Origin of the sequence: Cupriavidus sp. SIMBA_020 (assembly GCF_046535395.1) — a bacterium.
In the GTDB taxonomy this organism is placed as follows: domain Bacteria; phylum Pseudomonadota; class Gammaproteobacteria; order Burkholderiales; family Burkholderiaceae; genus Cupriavidus; species Cupriavidus campinensis.
This window is the reverse complement of the sequence record NZ_JAWRWU010000727.1, coordinates 1-266: the sequence shown is the minus strand read 5'-3', so window position 1 is coordinate 266 and position 266 is coordinate 1. Positions and strand designations below refer to the sequence as shown.

The 266-nt window shown below is 69.2% G+C and carries 1 protein-coding gene; it reads left to right on the top strand.

The features are described 5' to 3' along the window. On the top strand, positions 1–266 hold a 266-nt coding region (locus tag SB751_RS31250; RefSeq protein ID WP_410749177.1), incomplete at both ends, for a UbiA family prenyltransferase.

The following is a 266-nucleotide window of genomic DNA, read 5'->3' as shown; positions in this document are numbered from 1 at the left end:
CTCGCCGTTTTCTCCGCCGTCATCGGCATGTTTCTGTCGACGCCGGGATCGGTGCCGTGGCGCGTGCTCGTGGGCGGCACGCTGGGCATCTGGCTGCTCGCGGGCGCGGCGTTCGCGTTCAACTGCCTGCTCGAACTGAAGATCGACGCACGCATGAATCGCACGCGTCATCGCGCCTCCGCGCAAGGCGCGATCGCGCCCGCCGAAATCGCGGTGTTCTCGCTCACGCTCGGCGCAGCGGGCGCGTTCCTGCTGGCGACCTGCAC